Here is a 26469-nt window from a genome sequence, read left to right as displayed (position 1 = left end):
CCCGCTGAATTGGCGTATTTTAAGGGCGACCAACACGACGATCGCCCCTTTGGACCTGCAATCGACCATAAAAAATTGCCTCGCGCACAACCACCGGGAGCAGAAGGCCCTGTACCAGCAGTACTATGGGTTCTGCCTCAAAGTCGTGTTCCGGTATATTTTCCACTACGATACCGCGGTGGACGTCGTCAACGATGGCTACGTAAAGGTGTTCCGCAACCTGGACCGCTTTAACTACGAGCCCGGCAGCAACGTTGAGGCGATCTTCATGGGCTGGCTGCGTACCATCATGGTCAACACGGCGATCGACCACCTGCGCAAGTATAATTTCCTGCAGGAGATCGGAAGCCTGCCCGAAGAAGTGTGGCAGCCCGAAGACCCCAGTGCGCGTTCCGACAATGCCTTGCTGTATAAAGAGCTGGTAAAGGAGATCAAGAAGCTGCCGCCGGCGTACCGGGCCGTGTTCAATATGTATGTGATCGACGGGTTCAGTCACCAGGAGATCGCCGACCAGCTTGGGATCGCCGTGGGCACATCGAAGTCGAACCTCGCCAAGGCCCGGATGTCGCTGCAGAAAACCCTAAAAAAAAATGATTCGGATCTGACCTATGCACTCTGTCAATGACGATATGGACGATTTGTGGCGCAAGGCGGGCAACGAATATCCCCTGAACAGCGACGGCGCTGACTGGGATAAAGTGGCCGCCAAGCTCGGAATCCCGCCCGCGCCGAAACGCCGCGACCGTCGCTACCTATGGCTCCTGCTGCTCCTGCTGATACCGGTGATCTGCGTCCGGCCCTTCCCGCTCGGCATCGGCAGCGACGAAAAAGCGCCGACAGCGCAGGAATCCACCGCGCCCCTGCAACACAGGGCAGCCCCAGCGCTCCCCGGCCAAACGACGCGCACCGCGCGCCCCGCGGCAACGCCCGGCACAGATCGGGCGGCGGCCATGGATAGCGCGGGCACTGCCAACCGTAGTTCTACGGATGCCGCTCCATCAACAACACCCATCCCGGTTTCTCCTGCTGTTGCAACCAGACCACCGATAGCCGGCGGCGCCCCCAGCGGGCGCCGGTCCGGCAACAATGCGCCGTCCCGCCGTGCCCGCGCTGCTTCGTCGCGCCAGCCGGCAGCAAGCGCTCCGGTTGCTGCAACCGCGCACCGCGATCCCGCGCAGCCCCGGCAACATAATGCCGACAACGATCTGCAACAGGCCGATGCCGGCAGCGTTGCCGCCCCGGACGCATTCGCCCCTGCGCCGGTTCAACCGCCTGCCCCCGGTAAAGATGCTGCAACGCAGCAGCGCGCCATCGCCGCCGCAGATCCCGTGGATACCACTCCTGCTGCAACGCCCGCTGCGGCGAAAAAGCCGGCAGCCAAAGCATCCCGGGTATACGCAGGTGTCGTAGCCGGGGCCGGTATTACTACGGTAAAAGGCCAGAAGGTCGAAGCGCCCGGCTACGACCTCGGTGTCGCCATCGGCTTCCAGGCAGGCCGCCACCTCGCGGTCGAAGCGCAACTCCTCTGGAGCCGCAAGCATTATTACAGCAGCGGCGTATATGTCGGGAAGAGTCCCGGCTACATGCCGCAATATTCTTCTATAAAGTCGGTCGATGGCGACTGCCGCATGTTCGAGATACCGGTGGTGCTTCGCTACGATTTCCACCTCCGCCAGCGTGGCAGCTGGTTTGCGAGCGCCGGCGTGTCGAGCTACCTGATGAAGCGCGAGGAATACGGTTACGTGCTGCACTACGGCATGACCAATTACGACGGCTACCACGATACCACGTTCCGCAATGCCTCCCGCGATTGGGCCGCCGTGCTCCAGCTGTCGGCAGGTTACCGGCTGGCCCTTCCGCGCAGCTACAGCCTCCGCTTCGAGCCCTACGTGCAGGTGCCGCTGCGCAATGCCGGCGCGGGCAGCCTGCCGCTCACAAGCGCCGGTCTTAGGCTGCTTTTCAGCCGGCCGCTGGGCGGGAAAGAGCCACGCCGCTAGTTATTTTCAGCAATACAAATCAGGGAAAGATGCGCATGGCTGCGGCCCGAAGGCAGGTATTTCCATTGCCGCCGCAGGTGCGCGCAACAGCAATCGCTAATTGGCGAGGATGATCATCGTGATGATCGCGATGAGTGTGGCGACGATGAGGAACAGCGCAAACTGGTAAACGGGACGGTTGTACCGGCGGCCATATTTATCTTTTCTCATATGGAACTGAAGCAGGTTAAAGGTACGGGCACCCGGCCTCGGCCCTGCTTAATGTCAAGTTAACGGTGGCGCTAGCTGGCAACGTTTTCGGCCATCGCCCGCAGCGCGCTTTCGCGTATGAGCTCGGCGATCAGCGCCGTCCACCCGGTTTGGTGGCAGGCCCCGAGACCCGCGCCCGTATCGCCGTGGAAATATTCGTAAAACAGCAGCAGGTCGCGGTTGCCGTCGGCGCTGTAGAAGTCGTTGTAGCGGCCATAGCAGCGGCGCTCACCCGCCTCGTCGCGGGTGAAGAGGCTGGCCACGCGGCGCGTGAGCTCGTCGGCCACCTGGCAAAGGTTCATCATCTGTCCCGAGCCCACCGGGCACTCCACCTGCAGGCTGTCGCCATAGAAGCGGCCATACTTGCGCAGCGAGCGGATGATCAGGAAATTGATCGGTACCCACACCGGCCCGCGCCAGTTGGAGTTGCCACCGAAGATCTCCGACGTGGAGTCGCCGGGGTCGTAGGCGATGCTGTACTCATTGCCATCGATCGTTACCGAGTAGGGATGCTCCTGGTGATGCTTCGAAAGGGCACGGATGCCGCCCGGCGAGAGGAACGCCGATTCATCGAGCAACCGCTGGAGCAGGTACACGAGACGCTCGCGCTTTACCAGCGACAGCAGGATCTCCTCCTGGTCGCCGCGCTCCTCGTTGGGCCAGAACTTGTTGTACTTTTTCCGGTACTGCTCGAACCATTCGGTGCGGCGCTTGAAGTCGGGCAGCGTATTGAGTGTCTGCCGGCTGATGGTGCTCACGGCAAACAGCGACGTAAGCCCCACGATCGACTGGATGCGGAGCGGTATGGGCTCCTCCCCGGGTATCGACAGCACGTCGTAAAAGAATTTGTCTTCCTTGTTCCAGAGGTGGTGCTCGTTGAGCGATTCAGCGATCAGCACGAAGTGCTCGAAGAACTTGGTAGCCGTGTCTTCGAACGATTCGTCGTGCAGCGCGATCTCGAGGGCCATGTCCATCATGTTGAGCGCATAGGTGCCCATCCAGCTCGTGCCGTCGGCCTGCTCGAGGCGCATGTGCTCGCCGTAGAAGGAGCGGTTGAACACACCGATATTGTCGAGACCGAGGAAGCCGCCCTCGAAAATGTTGTTGCCGTTGCGGTCTTTGCGGTTGATCCACCACGTGAAGTTGATCAGTAGCTTCTGGAATATCTTCTTGAGAAATACAATATCGCCACTGCCCTTCTGCTTCTTCTCGATGCCATACACTTCCATCGCGGCCCAGGCATGCACCGGCGGGTTGACGTCGCTGAAGTTCCACTCGTACGCCGGTAACTGCCCGTCAGGCTTCATATACCACTCGCGCATGATAAGCAGCAGCTGCTGCTTGGCAAAGGCGGCATCGACGGGCGCAAAGGCGATGCACTGAAACGCGAGGTCCCAGGCGGCATACCAGGGGTACTCCCATTTGTCGGGCATGCAGATGATGTCCTGGTTCTTGAGGTGCTGCCAGTCGTGGTTGCGGCCGTTAAGGCGCTCGGGCGCGAAGGGCGACACACCGTCGCTGCGCTGCAGCCATTTCTCCACGTCGAAATAATAGAACTGCTTGCTCCAGAGAAGTCCGGCGATGGCCTGCCGGAAGATGTTGCGCTGGTCCTCGCTGGCCGGACCGGGAAGCAGGCTCCGGTACCAGGCGTCGGCGGCTGCCTTCCGCTCCGTGAATACTTCGGTGAAGCCCTCGTGGAAGGGATGATCGAGCTCGCGTGTGCTGAGGCGGCAATAAATGCTTCGCGTGTCGCCGCCGCGGATCCGCAGCTGCTGCAGCGCGCCGAGCTTGGTGCCTTCGCCGCGCGTGCGCAGTTCGTCGAGGTTGTTGGCGTTCACAATGGCTTCGTGGAAGGCGTCCTTGCTGAAAGCATCGCCGGGTGTTTCGCCATTCATCCGCGCGCTGTTGCTTACGTTGTCGGTAAATAGCAGCGTGTCGGCTTCCTGGCTATAGAAGTGCCAGGCGCCGGTGCGCTCGTGCCAGGCGCGCGCCGAATGCGTGCCGGTGGCCGTGATCAGCGGCGATTGATTTTTGTGGTGTGCCAGGTGCGAGAACCACAGCATCGGCAGTACCGTGATGTTGGCCGCGCGCTGGTAGCGGTTATGTATGTCGATGCGGATGTAGAGGTCGTCGTCGTCGCGCCGGGCGTAGGTGACCGTGACGTCGAAGTAGCGCTGGCCGTCGAGCACACCCGTGTCGAGCAGCTCGTACTCGGGCTCCTGGCGTGAGCGGCGGGCATTCTCGCTTTTGAGCTTTTCGTAGGGAAACTCCAGTTGCGGGTACTGGTAGCGAAACGACATGTAGGAGTGGTCGGGTACGTTGTCGAGGTAGTAATAGTGCTCCTTTACATCCTCGCCGTGGTTGCCCTCGTAGTTGTGCAGGCCGAAGAGGCGCTCCTTGAGGATCGGGTCGCGACCGTTCCAGAGTGCGATGCCGAAGCAAAGCAGCTGCAGGCGGTCGGAGATCCCGGCGAGGCCGTCTTCGCCCCAGCGGTAGGCGCGGTAGTGCGCATGCTCGAAGGGAAAGTATTGCCAGGCGTTGCCGTCGGCGCTGTAGTCTTCGCGCACCGTGCCCCACTGGCGCTCGCTCAGGTACGGACCCCAGAAGGGATGGTTGTATTCGGCCGGGTTATTCGGTTGCATAGGAGGCAGGATCTTTTTGTGAAGCAATACGCGCGAGCACGAACACCAGTGTGCCCATGAGCGCTACAAACAGGAAGGCGCCGCGCAGGGTGAAGAGACCCGCCAGCAGGCCGATGACGGGCGGGCCGGCGAGGAAGCCGAGAAAGCCGATGCTCGAAACGGCGGCGAGGGCCATCCCCGCCGATGCGCTGCTGCGGCCGGCCGCGCTGTATACGAGCGGCACGACCGACGACACGCCGAAGCCCACGAGGAGAAATCCGCTGATGGCGCCGGGCAGCGAAGGCCAGGCTACGGCTACCAGGAGACCCGCAACGAGCAGGAGGGCGCTGCCCTGGATGGTGCGGTAGCTGCCGAAGCGATGACTGATGCGGTCGGCGAGAAAGCGGCCCGTGGCCATGGTGGCCATGAAGGCCGTATAGCCCGCTCCGGCCCAGGCGCCGCGTGCCTGCACGACTGTTTTTACATAGACGTTGCTCCAGTCGAACATGGCGCCCTCGCAGATCATGCTGCAGAAGCAAACGGCACCGAGTGGCAGCAACTCTTTGCCCGGGAGCACCAGCAGGGGTGTGTTGCTGCGGGGCGCGGGCGGCTCACTGTATAAATACGGAAAGACGAATGCAAGACCGATGGCGATAAGGACGGCAATGCCGCTGAAGTGGGAGAGGGGGCCGATCCCGCTGCCCGTGGCCCAGGTGCCGATGCCGGCGGCCGTGAAGCCGGCGAGGCTCCACAGGCCGTGGAAGGAAGCGAGAATGGGGCGGCCATAGCGGCCCTCAAGACCAACGGCCTGCGTGTTCATGGCGATGTTGGTGCTGTTGCCGGCGAAGCCGAAAAGAACCAGCGCGGCGCAAAGCGTAGCAACCGACGCGCAGCTGCCGATGAGGGCGAGCACGGCGGCATAGGCCAGGAGGGCAATCCCCGAAATGCCCCGCGATCCGAAGCGCGTTACGAGCCAGCCCGCGAGCAGGAGGCCTAGGAGCGAGCCGATGGGAAGCGCCAGCAGCACAAGCCCGAGCGCGGTGTTGGAGAGTGCCAGGGCCTGCTGGATTCCGGGTATCCGCGACGCCCAGGTGGCAAAGCAAAGTCCTTGCAGGAAGAAAAGGCCGCCGACAGCAAGACGCTGCACGCGAAGGGAGGGTACTATGGTTACTGCGCTGTTGATCATAACAAAAAGCTCCCCGCGGGGAGGACATCCTATGGCAGCAACCGTTGGGTAAAGATAAGGCCTGCGCCTTAATGTGTACTTGATACACAAGAAACGGGCCACAACTGCTAGCCGGCTTGATGTGGGCATCCTGTTGAAAAACTCTGCGGCTCCAGCGCTGGCCGCCCCCTTATCTTTATGCAAACGATTGCACGTTGGCCCGCAACACGACCTTGCAAGATATCGCCCGACACCTCAACGTCAACGCCGCCACGGTGTCGCGGGCGCTCAACAACCACCCCGCAATATCGGCCGGCACCAAGGAGGCGGTGCTCCGGGCGGCGCGCCGCCTCCGCTACCAGCCCAACCGCGTAGCCTCGTCGCTCCGCCTTGGCAAGACACGCATCCTGGGCGTGATGATCCCCAGCGCCGAGATCAACTTCTTCGGCTCTGTCATCCACGGCATCGAAAAAGTGGCCAGCGAGCAGGACTACAACGTACTCATCTACCAATCGAACGAATCGGAAGAGTGGGAGCGCCGCGGCGTCGACACCTTCCTGCGCTCGCAGGTCGACGGCGTGCTGGCTTCCATCGCCAAGCAAACAACCGACAACAGCCACTGGCTCGCCCTCCGCAAGCAGGCTGTTCCGCTCGTGCTCTTCGACCGCATCAATGCGAAGCTGCCGGTGCCCTCCGTATCCATCGACGACCGGCTCGGCGCCTACGGCGCCACCAGTCACCTGGCAGAGCAGGGTTACCGGCACATTGCATTTATCGGCGGGCAGCCGCACGTGCCCATCTGGCAGGAGCGCGCCGAAGGGTACCGGGCGGCGCTGCGCGATCATGGCCTGCCCGTCAACCCGGACTGGCTGCAGCATGGCGATGTTTCGATCGAATCCGGCGCGGCCTGCATGCAGCGCCTGCTCAGCGGCCCCGCGCGGCCCGATGCCGTTTGCTGCGTGGAAGACTTCACCGCGCTCGGCGCCCTGCAGGTGCTCCGCGGGCACGGGATCTCCGTTCCTTCCGAAATGGGGTTGGTAGGCTTTGCCAACGAAGCCTTCGGCGCACATATTACCCCCTCACTAACCAGCGTCGACCAGCAAACGATCCGCATGGGCGAGGAAGCGGCCCGCCTTTTTTTCGAGCTCTCGGCATCCGACGATTTCTATGCCGGCAAACCCAGGCGGCTCGTGCTCGACCCGCTCCTCATCATCCGCGAATCAAGTAAACGCACTGCTATATGAAACAACTTTGGATCGTGCCGTTGCTGCTGCTCCTCGCATCCTGCGGCAAGAAGTCATCCGACGGTACTGTCACTCCGCAACCGGCACCGGTGGTCAGCGCGGATACCTTCCAGCTGGCCAAGGGCGCCGACGTAAGCTGGATCACCGAGCTCGAAGCGGCCAATAAGCATTTCTACGATGCGGCCGGCGTGGAGCGCGAAGGCATGGCCCTGCTCAAAAGCCTCGGCATGAATACGATCCGGTTGCGCGTATGGGTGAATCCAACCGGCGGCTGGAACAACAAGGCCGACGTGCTGGCGAAAGCCCTCCGCGCAAAAAGCCTCGGCATGCGCCTCCTCATCGACTTCCACTACAGCGATACCTGGGCCGACCCGGGCCAGCAGGCAAAGCCCGCGGCCTGGGCATCGCTCGACCTGAACGGCCTCAAAGCTGCATTGGCCGCGCATACCACCGACGTGCTGGCAACGCTGAAGAATGCCGGTGTTTCGGTGGAGTGGGTGCAGGTCGGTAACGAAACCAACGACGGTTTCCTGTGGCCCGAGGCCCGCGCGTCTACCAATTTGGCCGCCTTCGCGCAGCTGCTGAATAGCGGCTACGATGCCGTGAAGTCGGTGTACCCTGCGGCCAAAGTGATCGTGCATCTTTCCAATGGCTGGAACAACAGCCTGTATCGCTGGCTCTTCGACGGGCTCCAAAGCAACGGCGCCCGCTGGGATGTCATCGGCCTCTCACTGTATCCCGACGTGAACAGCTGGGGCAACACGAACGTGCAAGCCTCGGCCAATATGAGCGATATGATCACGCGCTACGGAAAGGAAGTGTTCGTGGTGGAAGTGGGCATGCCCTGGGACAGCCCCGACCGCTGCGCGCAGTTTTTGTCCGACCTCATTACCCGCGTACGTGCACTCCCCAACCACAAGGGGCTTGGCGTGCTGTACTGGGAGCCCGAAGCGCCTCCTGGCTGGAGCGGCTATACGCTCGGCGCCTTCGACAACAACGGTCGCCCGACGATCGCATTAAATGCATTTCAATAAACGGCTATGTCGCTCCGCAAAACGTTTTCTGTCCTCATCATTGTTCTGCTGTCACTCGCAGCCGGCGCGCAGAAGCCCACGGGCAACCTGGTGTACGTCGATAAGAGCGGCGTGCTGCGCTATACGAAAGGAGACGCCGAGGCAACTTTCTTTGGTGTGAATTATACTGTGCCCTTTGCCTATGGCTACCGCTCGCACAAAGCCCTGGGTATCGACCTGGAGAAAGCCATCGACGCCGACGTGGCCCATATGGCGCGCCTCGGCCTCGATGCGTTCCGCGTGCATGTATGGGACGTGGAGATCTCCGACTCGGCGGGCAACCTGCTGCAGAACGAGCACCTCCGTCTTTTCGACTATTTACTGATGCGGCTCCGCGAGCGCAACATCCGCGTCATCATTACACCCATCGCCTTCTGGGGCAACGGTTATCCCGAGCCCGATGAAAAAACGCCGGGCTTTTCCACGAAGTATGGCAAAGGTCCTTCGGTGGTAAAGGAAGAAGCCATCGTGGCGCAGGAGAACTACCTCCGCCAGTTCTTCGCACATGTCAATCCCTATACAAAGCAGACCTACATCGCCGACGCGAACGTGGTCGCCGCGGAGCTCAATAACGAGCCGCATCACAGCGGCCCGCGCGAGCGTACCACCGAATACATCAACCGGCTCGCGGCAGCACTCCGCGGCAGCGGCTGGACAAAGCCTGTGTTTTACAACATCAGCGAGTCGCCTTCGTATGCGGGAGCCGTTGCGGCCGCCAACGTCGACGGCCACAGCTTCCAGTGGTATCCCACCGGTCTTGTTGCCGGTCACGAGCAGAAGGGCAACTTCCTGCCCAATGTCGATCAATACCGAATCCCGTTTTTCGATTCGATCCCTTCGCTGAAGAGCCGCGCGCTGATGCTGTACGAGTTTGATGCGGGCGATGTGCTGCAGTCGAACATGTACCCGGCAATGGCGCGCTCCTTCCGCACGGCGGGCTTCCAGTGGGCCACGCAGTTTGCCTACGATCCGATGTACACGGCCTATGCGAATACCGAGTATCAAACGCATTTTCTCAACCTGCTGTATACACCCGGCAAGGCGCTTTCGCTGCTGATCGCCGGGAAAGCTTTTCACCAGTTGCCGCGTGGCAGGAGCTGGGGCACGTTCCCTTCCGATACGGCGTTCGATGTATTCCGCGTGAGTTATGCAGGCAATCTCAGCGAAATGAACAGCGACACAGCTTTCTATTATTCGAACAACACGACAACGGGGCCGCGCAATGTGGCAGCCCTGCGGCACTTGGGCGGTGTTGGTTCCTCGCCCGTGGTGCGCTACGAAGGCAGCGGCGCTTATTTCCTGGATAAGCTGGGCGAAGGTCGCTGGCGTCTCGAAGTGTACCCCGATGCCGTAATTGTAGCAGACCCGTTCGGTAAAGCTTCGCCGGCACGCGAGGTCGTGCGGCTGCTTGCTTCCGCCAACCGGATGGAGATCAGCCTGCCCGGTCTTCCTGCGAACTTCCGCGCGGTGGGTCTCGACAGCGCCAACCGCGGCGTATCGATCAGCGGTGCCGGCGGATTCCTGCTGCGCCCCGGTGTGTATGAGCTCGGTGCGGACCCGAAGGCGGGGCCCGTGGCGCGTTTCGATCTTCCGAAGCTCTCCGGAGGAGCACCGTTTATCGCCGGGGCCCCGGTAGCCGACCGGCCTGCAGGGAAGCCGCTGTGGCTTTCGTTCCAGGCCGGCAACGTGGAGGAGCGCGACGCGGTAACCGTAGAACTACGGCACTCGCTCAACCGCTGGAAAACGCTGCAGCCGCAGCGCCGGGCCAATTACGTTTATGGAGTTCAGCTGCCCGCCGAGCTACTCGAGCCGGGCCTTCTTGAATACCGGGTCATCGTGCGGAAGGCTTCGGGCGAAATCCATGTCTTTCCTTCTGGGCAGAAAGGCGACCCCTATGCCTGGAATAATACCGACGAGGCACGCTACGCCATCCGCCTCATCCCGCAGGATGCCGGGCCGGTTCTTTTCGATCCGTCGACCGAGCGGGGCCGCGTGACGCCCTGGCTGACCGACTGGCGCCGGCAGGCGATCGGCTACTCAATTGCCGAAGGCAGCAGTGCGCCGGTACTGCGCGCATCGATCCAGCAGGTCAAAAGCGGCGAAACGATCCGCTGGCGCGTGTTTGCGGGCGACAAGGTGATCGATACCGCTTATGTTGCGGGCAACTTCCAGTTATTGGTGCGGGGACGCTCACGAAGTGGGCGCTCACTCACTGTTACACTTGTAGACCGCAATGGAAAGGCGGTCGAAACCTCCATCGCCCTGCGCGACGAGATGTCGACGATCACGGTGCCGCTTTCGATGCTTCACCCGACGCCGTTTGTATTGCTGCCCCGCCCGTATCCCGGTTTCCAGCCGCTGGAATTCCGGCGCGATGAAGGCACTTTCGATATCCGGCTGCTGGAACACCTCGAGTTCAGCTTCGGCGATACGGGCCCGTCCAGCGCGGCCGGCGCCAGCATCGACCTGGACATTGAGCGGGTGCAACTCCTGCTTCCTCACCCGACCCCGCAACTCAATAAATGAAATCAAGCCTTATGCGGAAACCACGCGTACTCTTCCTGCTCCTGCTGGTCCTGGCCCTTGGGGCGAACGCGCAGCGGGCCCACCTGCTGCTCGACGACGACTGGCGCTTTCACTTCGGGAATGCCGCCGACCCGGCGAAAGATTTCGGCTTCGGCATCGAACCGATCTTTTCCAAGTCGGGGCGTACGACGGGCACCGCGCTGGATGCGAAATTCAACGACAGCGGCTGGCGCAAGCTGAACCTGCCGCACGACTGGGCGGTGGAGCTGCCCTTCGTGAACGGCAACAACTTCGATGTGCAGTCGCATGGCTACAAGCCGGTCGGGGGACTATTTCCCGAAACAAGCATTGGCTGGTACCGCAAGCGCTTCCAGGTGGCACGCAAGGATTCCGGTGCCCGCTACGAGCTGCAGTTCGATGGCATCTTCCGCGACGCCCGGGTATGGATCAATGGGTTTTACCTCGGAAGGAATGAGAGCGGCTATGTCGGCGTCAATTACGACATCACCGATTACCTGAACTACGGCAAAGACAATATTGTAGTTGTACGGGTCGACGCCACGCAATACGAAGGCTGGTTCTATGAAGGCGCGGGCATTTACCGGCACGTGTGGCTCAACCGGTATAACGACTTGCACGTGGCACCGGGCGGGCAAAGGATCGAGGCGAACCCGGACGGCATGCTGCGCACCCGAACCGAAATACGCAATGATGGCCTCGGGACGAAGGAGGTCACGATCGAGAGCTACCTCGTTACCCGCGACGGAAAGCGCGTCGGTGGATCCGGCCGTAAGAAGCTGCGTGTCGCTTCGAAAAGCGAGATGACCGCGGAGCAGGAACTAAGCTGCGCGAAGCCCCGGCTCTGGCAGCTGGACGACCCGTATCTCTACCGGCTGCAAACCGTGATCCGGTACGGTACGCAGGTAGTAGACAGCTTCGCCACGCGCGTCGGCTTCCGCACGGTGCGCTTCGATGCACAGCGTGGTTTTTTCCTGAACGGGAAACCCATAAAAATAAAAGGCACCAACAACCACGGCGATCATGCCGGGCTGGGCACCGCGCTTCCCGACTATATCCAATACTACCGCGTGCACCTGCTGAAAGACATGGGCTGCAACGCCTACCGCACGAGCCACGGCGCGCCGACACCCGAACTGCTCGACGCCTGCGACTCGCTCGGGTTGCTGGTGCTCGACGAGCAGCGCCTGCTCAACAGCTCGCCCGAATACGTGGACCAGTTCACACGACTTGTCAAACGCGACCGCAATCATCCGTCCGTATTTCTCTGGTCGATCGGCAACGAGGAAGGCTGGATCCAGACACAAGACGTCGGGCGCCGCATCGCCCAAAGCCTGATGGCGTTGCAGGTACAGCTCGATCCGACGCGCCAGAGCACCTATGCCGCCGACGTGGCCAATGTGTCTCATGGCGTGAACGAAGTGATCGACGTACGCGGCTTCAACTACCGCCACCTCGGTGTGGCCGACTACCACCGTGATCATCCGAAGCAACCCATCATTGGAACCGAAATGGGCAGCACTGTAACGACGCGTGGAATTTATGTGAAAGACACGATCCGCGCCTACGTGCCCGACCAGGACATCAGCGCACCCTGGTGGGCCTCCACCGCCGAAGCCTGGTGGACCCTTTCGGCACCTAATCCGTATTGGGCGGGCGGCTTCATCTGGACGGGCTTCGACTACCGCGGCGAGCCAACACCCTACCAGTGGCCCAACATCTCCTCGCACTTTGGTGTGATGGATGCCTGCGGCTTTCCCAAGAATATCTATTACTACTACAAAAGCTGGTGGACCGACGAAGACGTGTTGCACATCTCCCCGCACTGGAACTGGAAAGGCCGGGAAGGCCAGCCCATCGATGTATGGGTGAATACGAATGCCGATAACGTCGAACTGTTTCTCAATGGAAAGAGTCTCGGGAAGAAGGACATGCCCCGCAACCGGCACCTGCAGTGGAGCGTCACCTACGAGCCCGGCCGCCTTGAAGCGGTTGCCTACAAGGGTGGACGCAAGCTGACGGCACACGTGGAAACCACAGGCGCGCCGGCCGAAGTGGTGGTGACGCCCTACCGTACGACGATCCTCGCCGACGGACGCGACGCCACCGTCCTCAATATCAGCGTGGTGGACAAAGAAGGCCGCGAGGTGCCCGACGCGCAGAACCTTGTTCGCTTTTCCGTGCGCGGCGATGCGACCATCATCGGGGTCGGCAATGGCGACCCGAGCAGCCACGAGCAGGATCGCTACGAAGACACGGTGGCTACGCGGCACCTGTTCAACGGCAAGGCGCAGGTGATCGTGCAGGCGGGTAAGACGCCTTCCTTCGTAGCCTTCACCGCCAAGAGTGATAGCCTGTGGACGGGCAGCACCGATATTCATACGATACCCCTGCAACCGGTAACGAAGCCGGCAGCGCACTACATGCCCCGCAGTGCCGGTGAGCGTATGCTCGGTGCCGATATTTCGTTCCTGCCGCAGCTGGAAGCACGAGGCATTCGCTTCACCGACAAGGGTATGGTAAAAGACCCGCTGCAGATCCTGAAAGCGCACGGCATCAACTACATCCGCCTGCGGCTTTTCCATGCGCCCGCCAACGACAGTGGCTATGCGCCCGGCACCGGCTTCTGCGACCTGCCGCATACGCTTGCCATGGCCAAGCGCATGAAGGCGGCGGGGATGAAGTTCCTGCTCGACTTTCACTACAGCGATTACTGGGCCGACCCGGGCAAGCAATACAAGCCGCTTGCCTGGCGCAACCTGCCGTTCGCGCAGCTTGAAGACTCGGTGTATGCCTACACGAAGTCCGTAATGCAGGCGCTCCGCGCGCAGGGAACGCTGCCCGATATGGTGCAATGCGGCAACGAGATCAACCACGGCATTCTCTGGCCCGAGGGCCACGTAGCGCACCTCGACAGCCTCGCGCGCCTGCTCGTAGCCGCGCACCGCGCCGTGCGCGACGTGGCGCCGCAAAGTCTCTTGCTGCTTCACATCGCACTGGGCGGGCAGAACGACGAGTCGGTATGGTTCCTCGACAACCTGTTGCAGCGCGGCGTGCCCTTCGACATCATCGGCGAATCGTATTACCCCAAGTGGCACGGCACACTGGCCGACCTGCGCTATAACCTGCGCGACCTCGCCCGTCGCTACGACCGCGATGTGATCGTAGCCGAGTACTCGCAGCTGAAGGAGGAGATCGCCGACATCGCCTTCGACATCCCGGGCAACCACGGCAAAGGCACCTTTATCTGGGAGCCGCTCAATACCTGGGAAAGCGTGTTCGACCGGCAGGGAAAGTCGAACGCTTTCCTCGAACTTTACGACGCCATCCGCCAGAAACATCTGACCAAGTAACTTCAAACAACCCAACCGAAAACGGCTTATGAACCTTCATCTCCGCGCGATCGACTATGGCATCATCGCCCTGTATTTTCTTTTCGTGATCGGCATCGGACTACTGCTTAAGAAGCGGGTGCGCACCGGCAACGACTTTCTGATGAGCAACCGCTCGATCCCGCTCTGGATCACGTCTCTGGCGTTTATCTCGGCCAACCTCGGTGCCCAGGAAGTGCTCGGGATGGCAGCTTCGGGCGCCAAGTACGGATTGTACACAACGCATTTCTACTGGCTAGGTGCGGCCTTCGCGATGGTGTTTCTCGGGATCTTCATGATGCCCTTCTATTACGGCAGCCGCGCCCGCTCCGTACCCGAATACCTCAAGCTGCGCTTCGATGAAAAGACGCGCACGTTCAACGCACTCACCTTCGCGGTGATGACGGTGTTCTCCTCGGGTATCTCCCTGTTTGCGCTGGCCATCCTCATGCAAACGATACTGGGCTGGAACTTCAACGTGTCGGTGTGGCTCGCGGCCGGTATCGTGCTTGCGTATACCTACCTCGGCGGGCTCACCAGCGCCGTGTACAACGAAGTGCTGCAGTTCTTCCTGATCGTGCTCGGCATCGCACCGCTCGTATACATCGGCATGCAGCAGGCCGGCGGCTGGGAAGGGATCTTGCACAATGTTGACAATGCGAAACTGCACCTCTGGAAGGGAATGGGATCGCCCGATACCAACCCGATGGGCGTGGATGCCTTCTCGATGGTATTCGGCCTCGGCTTCGTGCTGGCCTTCGGCTACTGGTGCACCGACTTCCTCGTGGTGCAGCGGGCGATGATCTCGCGCAACCTCAACGAGGCGCGGCGCACGCCCATTATCGCGGCGGTACCGAAGATCCTCATGCCCGCCGTGGTGATCCTCCCGGGGATCATCCTGCTGGCGTTGCAAAAAACAGGCGTTGGCTTCGACCTGCCGAAGAATGCGTCGGGCGATACCGATTACAACATGACCCTGCCGCTGCTGCTTTCGAAGCTGTACCCAAGCGGCATCCTCGGCGTCGGCATCACGGCCCTCATCGCCTCATTCATGAGCGGGATGGCCGGCAACGTAACGGCGTTCAACACGGTTTGGACCTTCGACATCTACCAGTCGCATATCCGCAAAAATGCATCCGAGCATCACTACCTCATGGTGGGCAAGGCGACTACCGTGGTGGGGATCCTGCTGTCGGTAATGACGGCCTACGTGGCGCGCGGCTTCAACTCCATCATGGACCTGCTGCAGCTCGTGTTCTCCTTCGTAAACGCGCCGCTCTTTGCCACGTTCTTCCTCGGGATGTTCTGGAAGCGAAGCACTGGTCACGGTGCCTTCTGGGGCCTTATTGCCGGCACATCGGCCGCGGCGCTGACCCACGGGCTGACTGTTGCGGAAGGCAAGGGCGGCTGGATCGCCAGCCTGCACACGTTCCATTCGGGCACGGGACAAGCCTTCAACATTGCGTGGATCGCTTTCGTTGTTTGCCTGCTGGTGACCACGCTTGTAAGCCTCGCCACGAAGCCGAAGCCCGAAGCCTCGCTCCACGGACTCGTGTACAGCCTCACCCCGAAGCAAACCGACCGCGCCAAGGCCTGGTACAACAACCCCCTGTGGCTGGGAGTGGCCGTGCTTGTGGTTACCCTGATCCTGAATGTTATCTTCTACTAACTAAAAAGTAAAAAGTCAAACGTCAAAAGCCGGTTCTTCGAAGCAAAATCAGTGGAGCCTTTTTGACTTTTGATTCTTGACTTTTGAATTGTCCAAATATGGAACGCTTATTCGACCTCCGCTTCGTCATCGGCGCCTTCTTCACGGTTGCCGGCCTCCTGCTGCTGGTATACGGTTTTGCTGAAGGAGCGGCCATCAACCGAAACTGCGGCGCACTCTTCGTGCTCTTCGGGATCGTCATGGTGGCCCTCAGCTACCTGCGGCCCCATCAGGATCCGAATACAGAAGAAGCCCCCGGCAAGAGCGGGCATTAATTCGCATAGCTGCTGGCTCCTGTTACGCTGTTACGATTGTATTCCACCCGTAGCGGTCGGGAGCGAGCCCGCGGCGCATGTCGGAGAGATACTGTTTCCCGCGGAGGCAGAATGAGCCTTCGTGCAACGCCGGCAGCTCCAGCATTTTTTCCTTCACAGCGATCGCGGCAATCGGCGCTACAACGGCGGCCGTGCCGAAGCCAAATGCTTCCTCGAGGCGGCCGGCGGCGGCGGCATCCACCAGTTCCCAGGCCGAAATGCGGCGCTCTTCTACCGGCATTCCCCATTCGCGGGCGATGGTCAGGAAGGAGTCGCGCGTAACGCCATCCAGGATCGTATCGGAAAGCGGCGGTGTAACAAGCGTTCCGCCGATAACAAAGGCGACGTTCATCGTACCCGACTCCTCGATATTCAAGTCGGGTGTGCCGTCCGTCCACAGCACCTGGTCGAAGCCTTCCTTTTTGGCAAGCTGCGTCGGGTACAGGGCACCACCGTAGTTGCCCGAGCATTTCGCGTAACCCACACCGCCATGCGCCGCGCGGATGTAGCGGTCCTCGACCTTTACCCGCAGCGGTTTTTCATAGAGGCTGCGCACCGGTCCCGTAAACGTCAGGAATTGATACCTGTCCGAAACGCCGACGCCGAAGCGCTCCTCGGTGGCAAAGAGGAATGGGCGGAGGTACAGCGAGCCATCGGCCGACTCGGGCACCCAGGCCGCATCGGTGGCGACGAGCGCCTTGAGTCCTTCGGTAAAAAGTTCCTGCGGAATCTGCGGCATGCACATCCGCTCTGCCGAGATGCAGAAACGCTCCCAGTGCTTCCGGATGCGGAAGATGGAGACGCGCCCGTCGGCCATCCGGAAGGCTTTCATTCCCTCGAAGATGCTTTGCCCGTAATGAAACACCATCGCCGTTGGCGACAGCGTCAGGGGATGAAAAGGCTCTACCTGCCAGGAACTCCACGCGTCGTGTTCGTACGTAGCGCTGAGCATATGGTCGGCGACGGTGCTTCCGAAGGCAGTCTTCGGCATGGCTGTGGAGCTGGGAGTATGCATGATCGAATTTTTTTAGGCAATCCTACCCGGATTACACCCCAAAAGTGGCAACAAAAAATCGGCCGGTACAGATACAAAAAAGATAATTTTGGGCAGAACAGTTCGGGGATGTCAGATGTCGGATCTCGGATCTCGGATGTACGTGGATTCCGTCGTTTCGAACATCTGCGCGAATCGTATCAATCATAAAAGATCTGCGTTCTTTCCCTCCGGAAGCCGCATGTAAACTTCAAGTCATGGCAATTGTCAAAGAAGCCCGCACCGAATACGTCTACCAGCAACTGGCGCGCACCATCGAGCAGCAGATCCGCAACGGCGTGCTGAAGGCCGGCGACCGGCTGCCTTCCGTGCGTACCCTCTGCCGAGAGCAGGGCATCAGCATGAGCACGGTGCTGCAGGCCTACCTCGAGCTGGAGAAGAAGGCCCTCATCGAATCGCGGCCGCAATCGGGCTACTACGTGAGCTTCTGGCACCAGCGCATCGCCCCGGTGCCCGACACCAGCAAGCCGTCGGTGTGGACCGAAAACAACGAGCCCGACGAGATCATCCGCAAGGTGTATAACTACATCGGCTCGAGACAGGGCACGATGCTGTCGCTGGGAGTGCCGTCCAACGACCTGCTTCCGATCCCGCGGCTCAACAAGGCGTTGGTGCAGGCGCTCCGTGATCTTCCCGGCAGCGGCACGGAGTACGAGGAAGTGCAGGGCAATCGAAAGCTGCGCCGGCAGGTAGCCAGATGGGCCATTACCTGGCAGGGACGTCTCAGCGAGGACGACGTGGTGACCACCGCGGGCTGTATGAACGCCATCTCCTTCTCGCTGATGGCCGTGGCCAAGGCGGGCGATACCATCGCCGTGGAGAGCCCGGTATATTTCGGCATCCTCCAGCTCGCGCGCTCGCTCGGCCTCAAGGTGCTGGAGCTGCCGACACACCCGCAGACCGGTATCGACCTCGAGGCGCTTACAGCTGTGGTCAAAGCGGGGAAGATCCAGGTGTGCCTCCTGGTTTCGAATTTCAACAATCCCCTCGGCTCCTGCATGCCCGACGCGCACAAGAAGGAAGTGGTGCGCCTCCTCGATCATTACGGCGTTCCGCTTATCGAGGACGACCTGTATGGCGAAACCTATTTCGGTGCCTCGCGGCCCAAAAGCTGCAAGACATTCGACGAGAGCGGCAACGTGCTCTGGTGCGGATCGGTGTCGAAAACCCTGGCCCCGGGCTACCGCGTGGGCTGGGTGGCGCCGGGCCGCTTCAAGGAAAAGATCATCAAGCTCAAGATGTTTCATTCGGTGTCGGCGACGACGCTCACCCAGGAAGTGATCGCCAACTTCCTGGAAAACGGCCGCTACGAAACGCACCTTCGCCGCCTGCGCCAAACGCTCCAGGCCAACTCGTTCCAGTTTATCCGCGCCGTGAGCGAATACTTTCCCGAAGGCACGCGCGTCAGCCGGCCCCAGGGCGGCTTTGTGCTGTGGATCGAGCTCGACAAGCGTATCCACGTATCCTCGCTTTACGAGTCGGCACTGAAGCAAAAGATCTCCATCGCACCGGGCCGCATGTTCACGCTGCAGGATCAATACCATCATTGCATGCGCCTCAGCTACGGGCACCTGTGGAATGAAAAGCTCGAAGGCGTGCTGAAGACGCTGGGACGGCTGGCGAAGCAGGAATTGTAGAACCGGAGAACAAGGAACAAGGAAGGCAGAACAAGGAAGGGAGGGAGAACGAGGGAGGGAAAGCAAGGAAGGGGGGTGGCGCAAAATTTTCAGCAGTGGCACCGATGGAGGCGTCGTACAGCACAATCCGGCTAAAACAATGGAATGACCTGCGGCAGTTTCTGGATGAGCTATCCGAGAACTGGGTTTTTCGCGGGCAGGCCGATACACGCTGGGAGTTGCAGAATGCTATAGAGCGGACGGACTTTGTGCAGCTGCACCAATCGGTGGAGCGCGAGTTCGTTGCGGAGTTTCAGCGCGGCGCGCGCAACTACCTGAGCCGCGACCAGACGCCGGAGCATCTGATCGAGTGGCTGGCCCTGATGCAGCACCACGGCGCACCGACGCGTCTGCTCGACTTCACCCGATCGCCCTTTATCGCGGCCTATTTTGCCTACGAGATCTGCGACCTTTTCAGCGGCGACCATATCGCGATCTGGGCCATCAATATCAACTACCTGAAAATCCGCGCCCTCGAGGAACTCAGCCGGCACTACCCCGCCGACCTTACTGATAAGCCCGGCTTTATCCACGAGCAGCTCTTCGAGCGCGTGTTTAACGAAAACCGCGCCCGGCTTGTGTTCCCGGTGGAGCCATTCCGGATGAACCGCCGCTACTCGCTGCAGCAATCGATTTTCGTAAGCACCGGCACCGGCGCTGCGCCCTTCATGGAGCAACTTGCTTTTCTTGGTCCCGAGATGCCACGCGCGGTGCTCAAGATCGAGCTTCCCGTTGCGTTGCAAAAAACGGTGCTCCGCGAGCTGCAGCGGATGAACCTCAACCGGGTTTCGCTCTTCCCCGACCTCGATGGCTACGCCGGCGCGCTGCGGCTTCGCTACAACAGCATGCGCTCGCCGGGCGAGCTGCTCAGCGACCAGCTGCAGAAGCTCGAGAACCGCGACTACCGCTTCCTTCCCTAGTAAACTTTTTTGCGGAATGCGTGTTGAAAAAGTGAACTTTGAACTTCGCAACAACCCTCTTTTTTTATGGGCGTTCTCCGACAACTGGCCGAGTACCTCTATCTCCGCAAACCCGATCCCAACCGGCCGAAAAGCAGCTGGGTGCGGTACATGCACGGGATCAACCGTATCAGCATCCTCCTGTTCCTGCTCGCGCTGGTTATCTTGGCGATCAAGCTGTCGTTGAAGCATTGATCGGGCAGACCGATTCGTGAATCGTCAATCGTGAATCGGGAAGGCATTGGGGTAGCTGGGCGACAGGGTTCGTGAATCGTGAATCGTCAATCGTGAATACATACGGGTAAAGAAGGATGTTCCGAAATCGGTATGCCCTTCGCATCGCGAAGGGGGTATAAACACAAATGAACCGGGCCTTCCCGATTTTATTCACGATTGACGATTCACGATTGCCGCTTACCGCTTCACCACCGCCATCACCGCCTCCGCCGCCTTCTCCGAGGCATTCCCTCCCTGCTGCAGCAGCTGCTTCAATTCGTAATAATCGTTCTTGACCTGCGCTTTCCTGGCTTCATCAAAGAGCAGGGCGCGGAGCTCGCGCTTCACGTTGGCGGGGTTGCATTCGCCCTGGATCAATTCGGTCACCACCGGGCGGTCCATGATCAGGTTGACAAGCGAGATGTATTTGATCTTCACGAGGCGCTTCGCGATCTGGTAGGAGATGGCCGAACCCTTATAGCATACGACCTGCGGCACGCCAAAGAGAGCGGTTTCGAGCGTGGCGGTGCCCGACGTAACAAGTGCCGCGGCCGATTGCGCCAGCAGCGCATAGGTCTCGTTGCGCACCGAGAGCACGCCGGGGTGGTCGCGCAGCAGCTCGTTGAAAAATTCCTCGTCGAGCGAGGCGGCCTTTGCCACCACGAACTGGTAATCGGGAAAGTCTTTGGCGGCCTCGAGCATCACGGGCAGCTTCACGGCCACTTCCTGGCGGCGGCTGCCGGGCAGCAGCGCCACCACCGGCTTGAGGTATTCGACCTCGGGCTGGTAGCTGGCGAGGAAGTCGCTCACCACCTGCATCAGCGGGTGCCCCACGAACTCCACCTTATAGTCCCAGCGATCGCGGTACCAGCTTTCTTCGAAGGGAAGGATCACCAGCATCTTGTCGACAGTGGCGCGGATCTTCTTCACGCGGCTTTCTTTCCAGGCCCATACCTGCGGCGAAATGTAATACACCACGCGGATGCCCTCGGATTTCGCCCACTCGGCTACCCGCAGGTTGAAGCCGGGATAGTCGATGAGCACGATCACGTCGGGGGCGAAGGCCTTGATGTCTTCCTTGCAGAAGGCGAGGTTGCGCAGGATGGTGCGCAGGTTCATCAGCACTTCCACGAAGCCCATGAAGGCGAGGTCGCGGTAATGCTTCACCAGCGTGGCACCCGCGGCTTCCATCAGGTCGCCGCCCCAGCAGCGGATATCGGCCGCGGGATCCTTGCGGCGCAGCTCCTTTACAAGGTTGCTCCCGTGCAGGTCGCCCGAGGCTTCGCCGGCGATGAGGTAATACTTCATGAAACGAAGATAATCTGCTAATGGGCAAGTCTGCCAGTCTGCTGATACTGTTGAGATACCATAGCGAATGCCCTTGGCACAGCCAGGGGCATTCGCTATTAGCAGACTAGCAGACTATCTGATCAGCAGACTAAATAACCGCTTTCGCAAGCAGCACGCCGATCGCGTAGATGACGGTAACGACGAAGACGCCGCGGGCCGTGCGGTGACGGGCTGTGTTGGTGTAGAAGGTGAAGAGCGCAATGTTGCCGACAACGCACCAGGCGCCGAAGAAGGTGATCAGGCTTTTCTCGCGGCTCAGCAGCCCGAGGAATTCGCCGAAGGCGTAGGCTCTGAAACGCAGCAGGTAAATGATCAGCAGCACCAGCACGGGTGCCAGGATACCGAGGGCGAGGCCGAGGCGGATGTCGTCGCGTTTAAGTAAAAATGTCCCAGCTGCTTTCAAATTGATCTTTTTGTTTGTAATGCGTGAGGTCGAACTGTACCGGCACCACGCTCACATAATTGTTGGCCAGCGCCCACACGTCGGTATCGGTTCCTTCGTCGAAGTTAATAAACTCACCGGTAAGCCAATAGTATTTGCGTCCGTGCGGGTCGGTGCGCTCGATAAAATCCTCCTCGTATTTCGCATAGGCCTGGCGGCAAAGCTTTACGCCGTTGATCTCGTCGGGCGTTGCCTTCGGGAAGTTTACGTTGAGCACCGTATGCTTGTCGAGCGGGTGCGCCAGCATCTGCTCCACGATCTGCCGGATGTAGTAGCGGGCGGCCGTGAAGTCGGCCTCAAGGCTGTAATCGAGCAGCGAGAAGCCCGCCGAGGGGATGCTTTCGATGGCCGCTTCCACCGCCGCCGACATCGTGCCGGAGTAGATGACGTTGATGCTGTGGTTGGCGCCGTGGTTGATGCCGCTGAGGCAGATATCGGGCTTCGAGTGCAGCACTTTGTCGACCGCCAGCTTCACGCAATCGACCGGTGTGCCGGTGCACTGGTAGGCTTCTATATCGTCGAAGTAGGTAACGCGGTGCAGGCGAAGCGGAACGCCGATGGTAATCGCATGCCCCATGCCCGATTGCGGCTTGTCGGGCGCCACGATTACGATCTTTCCAAGGTCTTTCACTGCTTCCACGAGGTTCCTGATCCCCGGCGCCGTCACGCCGTCATCGTTGGTGATGAGGATGACCGGCTGCTTCTTCTCTTCTGCCATTCGTTATAGTTTCGTTGTGTCAAACTTCCTGCAATTTCCCTGCCCGCCAGCGACAGTTTGTAGTTTGAAGTTTGTGGTTTATAGGTTTGACCTTTAAGCGTAACGGTCAGCCTTTTCTGCTTCAATGCCAAAGATGCCGCTGATTTTCTGATTTTTAATTTTTGCCTTTTGAATTGTTTTCGGGTTCTAAATAAATTAGTAATTTGCGGCTAAATAAGTTAGTCGCATGGGCGTCTCCAACAAAAACCTCAAATACCTGCGCAAGCTGCGCGGATGGACCCAGGAAGAATTCGCCAACAAGCTTTCCATCAAGCGCTCGCTGCTCGGTGCCTACGAGGAAGAGCGTGCCGATCCGCGCATCGATGTGCTGGAGATCGTTGCCGACCTCTTCAAGCTTTCCCTCGACGACCTGCTCCGCAAGGACCTCAGCGAAAGCAAGGGCAACTACCTTTCGCGTCGCCGGGCGCAGAAGCTGGCTGCCGGCCGTGCCGATATCGCCTTTGTTCCCGTGAAGGCGGCCGCCGGTTACCTCGCCGGCTATTCAGACCCGGAGTTCATCGATGAGCTCAACACCTTTACGCTCCCGATGCTTGCCGGTGGCGACTACCGCGCCTTCGAGATCGTCGGCGACTCCATGATGCCCACCCCCAGCGGCTCGGTGATCGTGGGTGAAAAAGTCGAAAGCCTCGACGACATCAAATCGAACCAGACCTATATCGTTGTATCGAAGACCGAAGGCATCGTATACAAGCGGATGGCGAAGAACAACCGCTCCAAGAACAAGTTCACCATGATCTCCGACAACCCGGCCTACCAGCCTTACACCTTGGCGGCCGAAGACATCGTGGAGGTCTGGCAGGCGCAGATGATCATTGCCCGCGCCAACCAGCAGCAGCGCTGGGATGTGAACCAGATCGCCTCCCTCGTCACCAACCTGCAGCAGCAGGTGAGTGTGCTGAAGAAGAAAATGAATTAACGCCGCCAGGCATAGACCGTGAGCCGTGGGTGCGGGTTTGAGCCATTGTTGCTCGGGCCCGGCGCTTCACGGCTCACCCCTTTTCGTAAAAACCCCATGCGCCGGACGTAGAATCCACAAAAGAAGGGGGAAAAGCCCGGCCGTTTGAGCCGGAGCGCCTATATTTATACCTTAACCCTGTTGATACCGGCATGCTGCGGCGCTTCTTATACCTGTGGATTTCACTGCTACTGCTTCAAACGGCTACTGCGCAACGGCGGACGCTTTCGGCCGTGCGTACCGAGTCCGCGCCCCGCATCGACGGCAACCTTAATGAGCCGGCTTGGCAAACAGCCGACGCTGCTACCGGCTTCGTTCAGAACTACCCCGACTATGGCAAGCCCTCGAAGCACCGCACCGAGGTACGCGTGCTCTACGACGATGCCGCCATCTATATTGCCGCTTACCTCTACGACGATCCCGCGCTCGTTCGCCGGCAGCTGACCGCCCGCGATGGCGAAAGCCGCCAGGACGTCGACTATTTCTCGGTCTTCCTCGATACCTACAACGACCAGCAGAACGGCTTCCAGTTTTTGGTGACCTCCGCCAACGTCCAAAGCGATGCGCGTCTCAGCGGAGGCGGCAATGCCGGCTTCGGCGACTTCGGCGACAAGACCTGGGACGCGGTGTGGCATAGCGCGACTTCGGCCAAAAGCGATGGCTGGGTTGTAGAAATGCGGATCCCCTATATCTCCCTCCGCTTCACCAAGAAAGATGTGCAAACCTGGGGGCTGCAGTTTCTCCGGCTCTCCCGCCGCGACAACGAAAGCTCGTACTGGAACACGCTCGATCCCAACGTCAACGGTTTTGTCAACCAGTTCGGCCTGCTCGAAGGCCTGCGCTCGCTGCGTCCGCCGCTGCGGCTCAGCCTCTCGCCTTACCTGCTCGGCGGCGTACGTGTGAACCCCGAAGGAAGCCGCGATCGCACGGAAATACTTCGCAGCGGCGGCATGGACGTCAAGTGGGGCATCAGCAAAAGCTTTACCCTCGACGCCACGCTCATCCCCAACTTCGGACAGGTCATTTCCGACAACGTCGTCAATAACCTGACGCCTTACGAGGTCCGGTTCCAGGAAAACAGACCCTTCTTTACCGAAGGCACGGAGCTGTTCAACAAGGCAGGGATCTTTTACTCGCGCCGCATCGGCGCGCGGCCCTCGTTTTACGATTCGGCCGAATACTTTTCGGCCAGCCATCCTGAATACGAGCTCCGGAGCAACCCGGCACAGACGCAATTATACAATGCCATCAAGCTCTCGGGCCGCACCGGGGGCAAACTCGGGATCGGCGTATTCAACGCGGTGACGGCGCCAATGAAAGCGCGCTTCCGCCGCTACGACAACAAGGCTGATACCGTGCTGCAGACGGAGCCGCTGGCCAACTACAATCTCGTGGTGCTCGACCAGGCGCTGCGCGGGCGCTCCTCGCTCACGTTCACCAGCGCCACCGTCATCCGCGACGGCGCCAACCGCGACGCCAACACCTCCGCTTTCGACTGGTCGCTGTACGACCGCAGCAACACCCACGTGTTCAGCGGCACGGTGCGGGCGAGTAACGTCTTCGGCTACACGCTATACAACCCGTACACGGAATTTTATTTTACCGATACCGTTCGTCGCGACGACGGGCATCTTTACCTGCGTCCCTACAGCGGGTTTGCCACGCGGGCCCGCTATGCCAAGGTGAGCGGCCACTGGCGCTACTCGGGCTCGGTCAACGTGGAGTCGGACAAGTACGACCCCAACGACCTGGGCTACCTGCAGGCGCCCAACGAGGTGACATTCGCCGGAAACGCCTCCTACAACGTGTTTGAGCCCACGGCGCACTTCATCAACTACAGCTACACGCTGTCGGCTTACCAGACGAACCTGTACAAGCCCTACGCCTACGGCATTACGGAGTTCTCGGCCAACTTTTTTGCCATCTTCCGCAACTTCTGGGATATCTCGCTCACGCTGGGCGCGGTGCCGGCGCCGCAGTACGATTACTTCGAGCTGCGCAACCTGCAGTACCGGTTGCAGCGGCCTGCCTTTTATTATTCGTCGGTGCAGGGCAGCAGCGACAGCCGCAAGCGGCTGTACGTGGCCTTCCGCGCGGGCTACGAGCACAGCACGCTCGCGCATAGCCCATACTACGACCTGTACCTCGGCACGCGCTATCGCTTTTCGAATCGCCTCAGCCTCGAGCTGGACCTCGAGCGCAGCGAGGATGCCCTGCAGATCGGCAAGCCGCGCATCTCCGATCCGTCGATCGTGGGCTACCGCAACAGCCTCGACCACAGCGCCGTTCTTTCCGGGTCGTACAGCTTCACGCCGCGGATGAACCTGACGCTGCGGGCGCGTCATTACTGGAGCCAGGTGCGCTACCTCAGCTTCCACCGCGTCGATGAAAAAGGCGCACCGCTGCCCATTGCCTTCATCAACGGACAGGACCTCAACTACAACGTGTTCAACCTGGATGCGTTCTATACCTGGGATTTCCGTCCCGGCAGCCGCATCATCCTTGGCTGGAAGAATGCCGTTCCCGAAACCTTCAGCATCGATGGCGCGCAGTATGGCAATTACAAGCGCAACCTCACGCGCACCTTCGACCTCGCGCACACAAACGAGTTTTCGCTCCGCGTGATTTACTTCCTCGATTACAACCAGCTACGTAAGAGATAGTTTGTAGTTTGGGGTTTGTAGTTTGTAGTTTTCCCGTTGGTCAGGCTGCCCGCATTCCCGCTCACCTGCTCACCCGCTCACCGCTCACCC

19 protein-coding genes are annotated in these 26469 nt (G+C 60.2%); 13 read left to right on the top strand and 6 right to left on the bottom strand.

The genetic code is table 11. The features are described 5' to 3' along the window. Nucleotides 1–49 precede the first annotated feature (49 nt). Together ACYU7Z_RS00215 and ACYU7Z_RS00210 are read left to right on the top strand one after the other, a co-directional pair. Nucleotides 50–625 carry an RNA polymerase sigma factor gene (locus ACYU7Z_RS00215; protein WP_460566412.1) on the top strand — a complete coding sequence of 192 codons (576 nt, stop codon included), beginning with the start codon at nt 50–52 and terminating at the stop codon, nt 623–625. Continuing rightward, nucleotides 609–1997, top strand: coding sequence for a porin family protein (locus ACYU7Z_RS00210; protein WP_460566410.1), 1389 nt, complete (start codon nt 609–611; stop codon nt 1995–1997). Before ACYU7Z_RS00215 ends, ACYU7Z_RS00210 begins: the two co-directional genes overlap by 17 nt. Nucleotides 1998–2278: 281 nt before the next feature. Here ACYU7Z_RS00210 and ACYU7Z_RS00205 read toward each other — a convergent pair whose 3' ends face one another. Continuing rightward, the gene (locus tag ACYU7Z_RS00205; protein WP_460566408.1) at nt 2279–4888 is read right to left on the bottom strand and encodes a glucosidase family protein; all 2610 of its coding nucleotides are present in this window, start codon (nt 4886–4888) and stop codon (nt 2279–2281) included. Next, complete coding sequence (locus ACYU7Z_RS00200) at nt 4875–6053, bottom strand: MFS transporter (protein WP_460566406.1); 1179 nt, start codon at nt 6051–6053, stop codon at nt 4875–4877. Before ACYU7Z_RS00200 ends, ACYU7Z_RS00205 begins: the two co-directional genes overlap by 14 nt. A gap of 212 nt (nt 6054–6265) precedes the next feature. Here ACYU7Z_RS00200 and ACYU7Z_RS00195 point away from each other — a divergent pair, with 212 nt between their 5' ends. The 6 genes from ACYU7Z_RS00195 (at nt 6266) to ACYU7Z_RS00170 (ending at nt 16247) form a co-directional block, all read left to right on the top strand. Further along, a complete protein-coding gene (locus tag ACYU7Z_RS00195; protein WP_460566404.1) occupies nt 6266–7276 on the top strand; it encodes a LacI family DNA-binding transcriptional regulator in 1011 nt (336 codons plus the stop codon). Further along, a complete protein-coding gene (locus ACYU7Z_RS00190) occupies nt 7273–8310 on the top strand; it encodes a glycoside hydrolase family 53 protein (RefSeq protein ID WP_460566402.1) in 1038 nt (345 codons plus the stop codon). Before ACYU7Z_RS00195 ends, ACYU7Z_RS00190 begins: the two co-directional genes overlap by 4 nt. A gap of 6 nt (nt 8311–8316) precedes the next feature. Then, a complete protein-coding gene (locus tag ACYU7Z_RS00185) occupies nt 8317–10875 on the top strand; it encodes a membrane or secreted protein (RefSeq protein WP_460566400.1) in 2559 nt (852 codons plus the stop codon). A gap of 11 nt (nt 10876–10886) precedes the next feature. Then, nucleotides 10887–14246: a beta-galactosidase GalA gene (galA, locus tag ACYU7Z_RS00180; RefSeq protein ID WP_460566398.1), complete on the top strand. Its 3360-nt coding sequence runs from the start codon at nt 10887–10889 to the stop codon at nt 14244–14246. 28 nt (nt 14247–14274) lie between these two features. Further along, on the top strand, nt 14275–15933 hold the full coding sequence (locus tag ACYU7Z_RS00175; protein WP_460566396.1) for a sodium:solute symporter family protein: 1659 nt from the start codon (nt 14275–14277) through the stop codon (nt 15931–15933). Between the two features lie 98 nt (nt 15934–16031). Continuing rightward, complete coding sequence (locus ACYU7Z_RS00170; protein ID WP_460566394.1) at nt 16032–16247, top strand: hypothetical protein; 216 nt, start codon at nt 16032–16034, stop codon at nt 16245–16247. A gap of 22 nt (nt 16248–16269) precedes the next feature. On the opposite strand, the gene ACYU7Z_RS00165 is transcribed toward ACYU7Z_RS00170, so the two are convergent. After that, a complete protein-coding gene (locus tag ACYU7Z_RS00165) occupies nt 16270–17301 on the bottom strand; it encodes a branched-chain amino acid aminotransferase family protein (RefSeq protein ID WP_460566392.1) in 1032 nt (343 codons plus the stop codon). A 236-nt stretch (nt 17302–17537) separates the two neighbouring features. Here ACYU7Z_RS00165 and ACYU7Z_RS00160 point away from each other — a divergent pair, with 236 nt between their 5' ends. From ACYU7Z_RS00160 to ACYU7Z_RS00150, 3 genes are all read left to right on the top strand, one after another. Beyond that, a complete protein-coding gene (locus ACYU7Z_RS00160; RefSeq protein ID WP_460566390.1) occupies nt 17538–18977 on the top strand; it encodes an aminotransferase-like domain-containing protein in 1440 nt (479 codons plus the stop codon). A gap of 104 nt (nt 18978–19081) precedes the next feature. Then, nucleotides 19082–19936, top strand: coding sequence for an FRG domain-containing protein (locus ACYU7Z_RS00155; protein ID WP_460566594.1), 855 nt, complete (start codon nt 19082–19084; stop codon nt 19934–19936). A gap of 66 nt (nt 19937–20002) precedes the next feature. After that, nucleotides 20003–20170, top strand: coding sequence for a DUF6728 family protein (locus ACYU7Z_RS00150; protein WP_460566388.1), 168 nt, complete (start codon nt 20003–20005; stop codon nt 20168–20170). Nucleotides 20171–20389: 219 nt separating this feature from the next. Here ACYU7Z_RS00150 and lpxB read toward each other — a convergent pair whose 3' ends face one another. From lpxB to surE, 3 genes are all read right to left on the bottom strand, one after another. Continuing rightward, nucleotides 20390–21499, bottom strand: coding sequence for a lipid-A-disaccharide synthase (lpxB, locus tag ACYU7Z_RS00145; protein ID WP_460566386.1), 1110 nt, complete (start codon nt 21497–21499; stop codon nt 20390–20392). A gap of 130 nt (nt 21500–21629) precedes the next feature. Beyond that, nucleotides 21630–21944, bottom strand: coding sequence for a hypothetical protein (locus ACYU7Z_RS00140; RefSeq protein WP_460566384.1), 315 nt, complete (start codon nt 21942–21944; stop codon nt 21630–21632). After that, a complete protein-coding gene (gene surE / locus ACYU7Z_RS00135) occupies nt 21916–22701 on the bottom strand; it encodes a 5'/3'-nucleotidase SurE (protein WP_460566382.1) in 786 nt (261 codons plus the stop codon). The genes ACYU7Z_RS00140 and surE overlap by 29 nt, the downstream gene beginning before the upstream one ends. 226 nt (nt 22702–22927) lie before the next feature. Between surE and ACYU7Z_RS00130 the strand changes: the two genes are divergently transcribed. Further along, nucleotides 22928–23677 (top strand): XRE family transcriptional regulator, encoded by a 750-nt coding sequence (locus ACYU7Z_RS00130; RefSeq protein ID WP_460566380.1) that lies wholly within the window; start codon nt 22928–22930, stop codon nt 23675–23677. A 272-nt stretch (nt 23678–23949) separates the two neighbouring features. Continuing rightward, a complete protein-coding gene (locus ACYU7Z_RS00125) occupies nt 23950–26379 on the top strand; it encodes a DUF5916 domain-containing protein (RefSeq protein WP_460566378.1) in 2430 nt (809 codons plus the stop codon). The last annotated feature ends 90 nt before the right edge of the window (nt 26380–26469 follow it).

This window comes from Flaviaestuariibacter terrae, from assembly GCF_054777635.1.
Note: the sequence above shows the minus strand (reverse complement) of the source record. Positions and strands in the feature narration are given on the sequence as shown.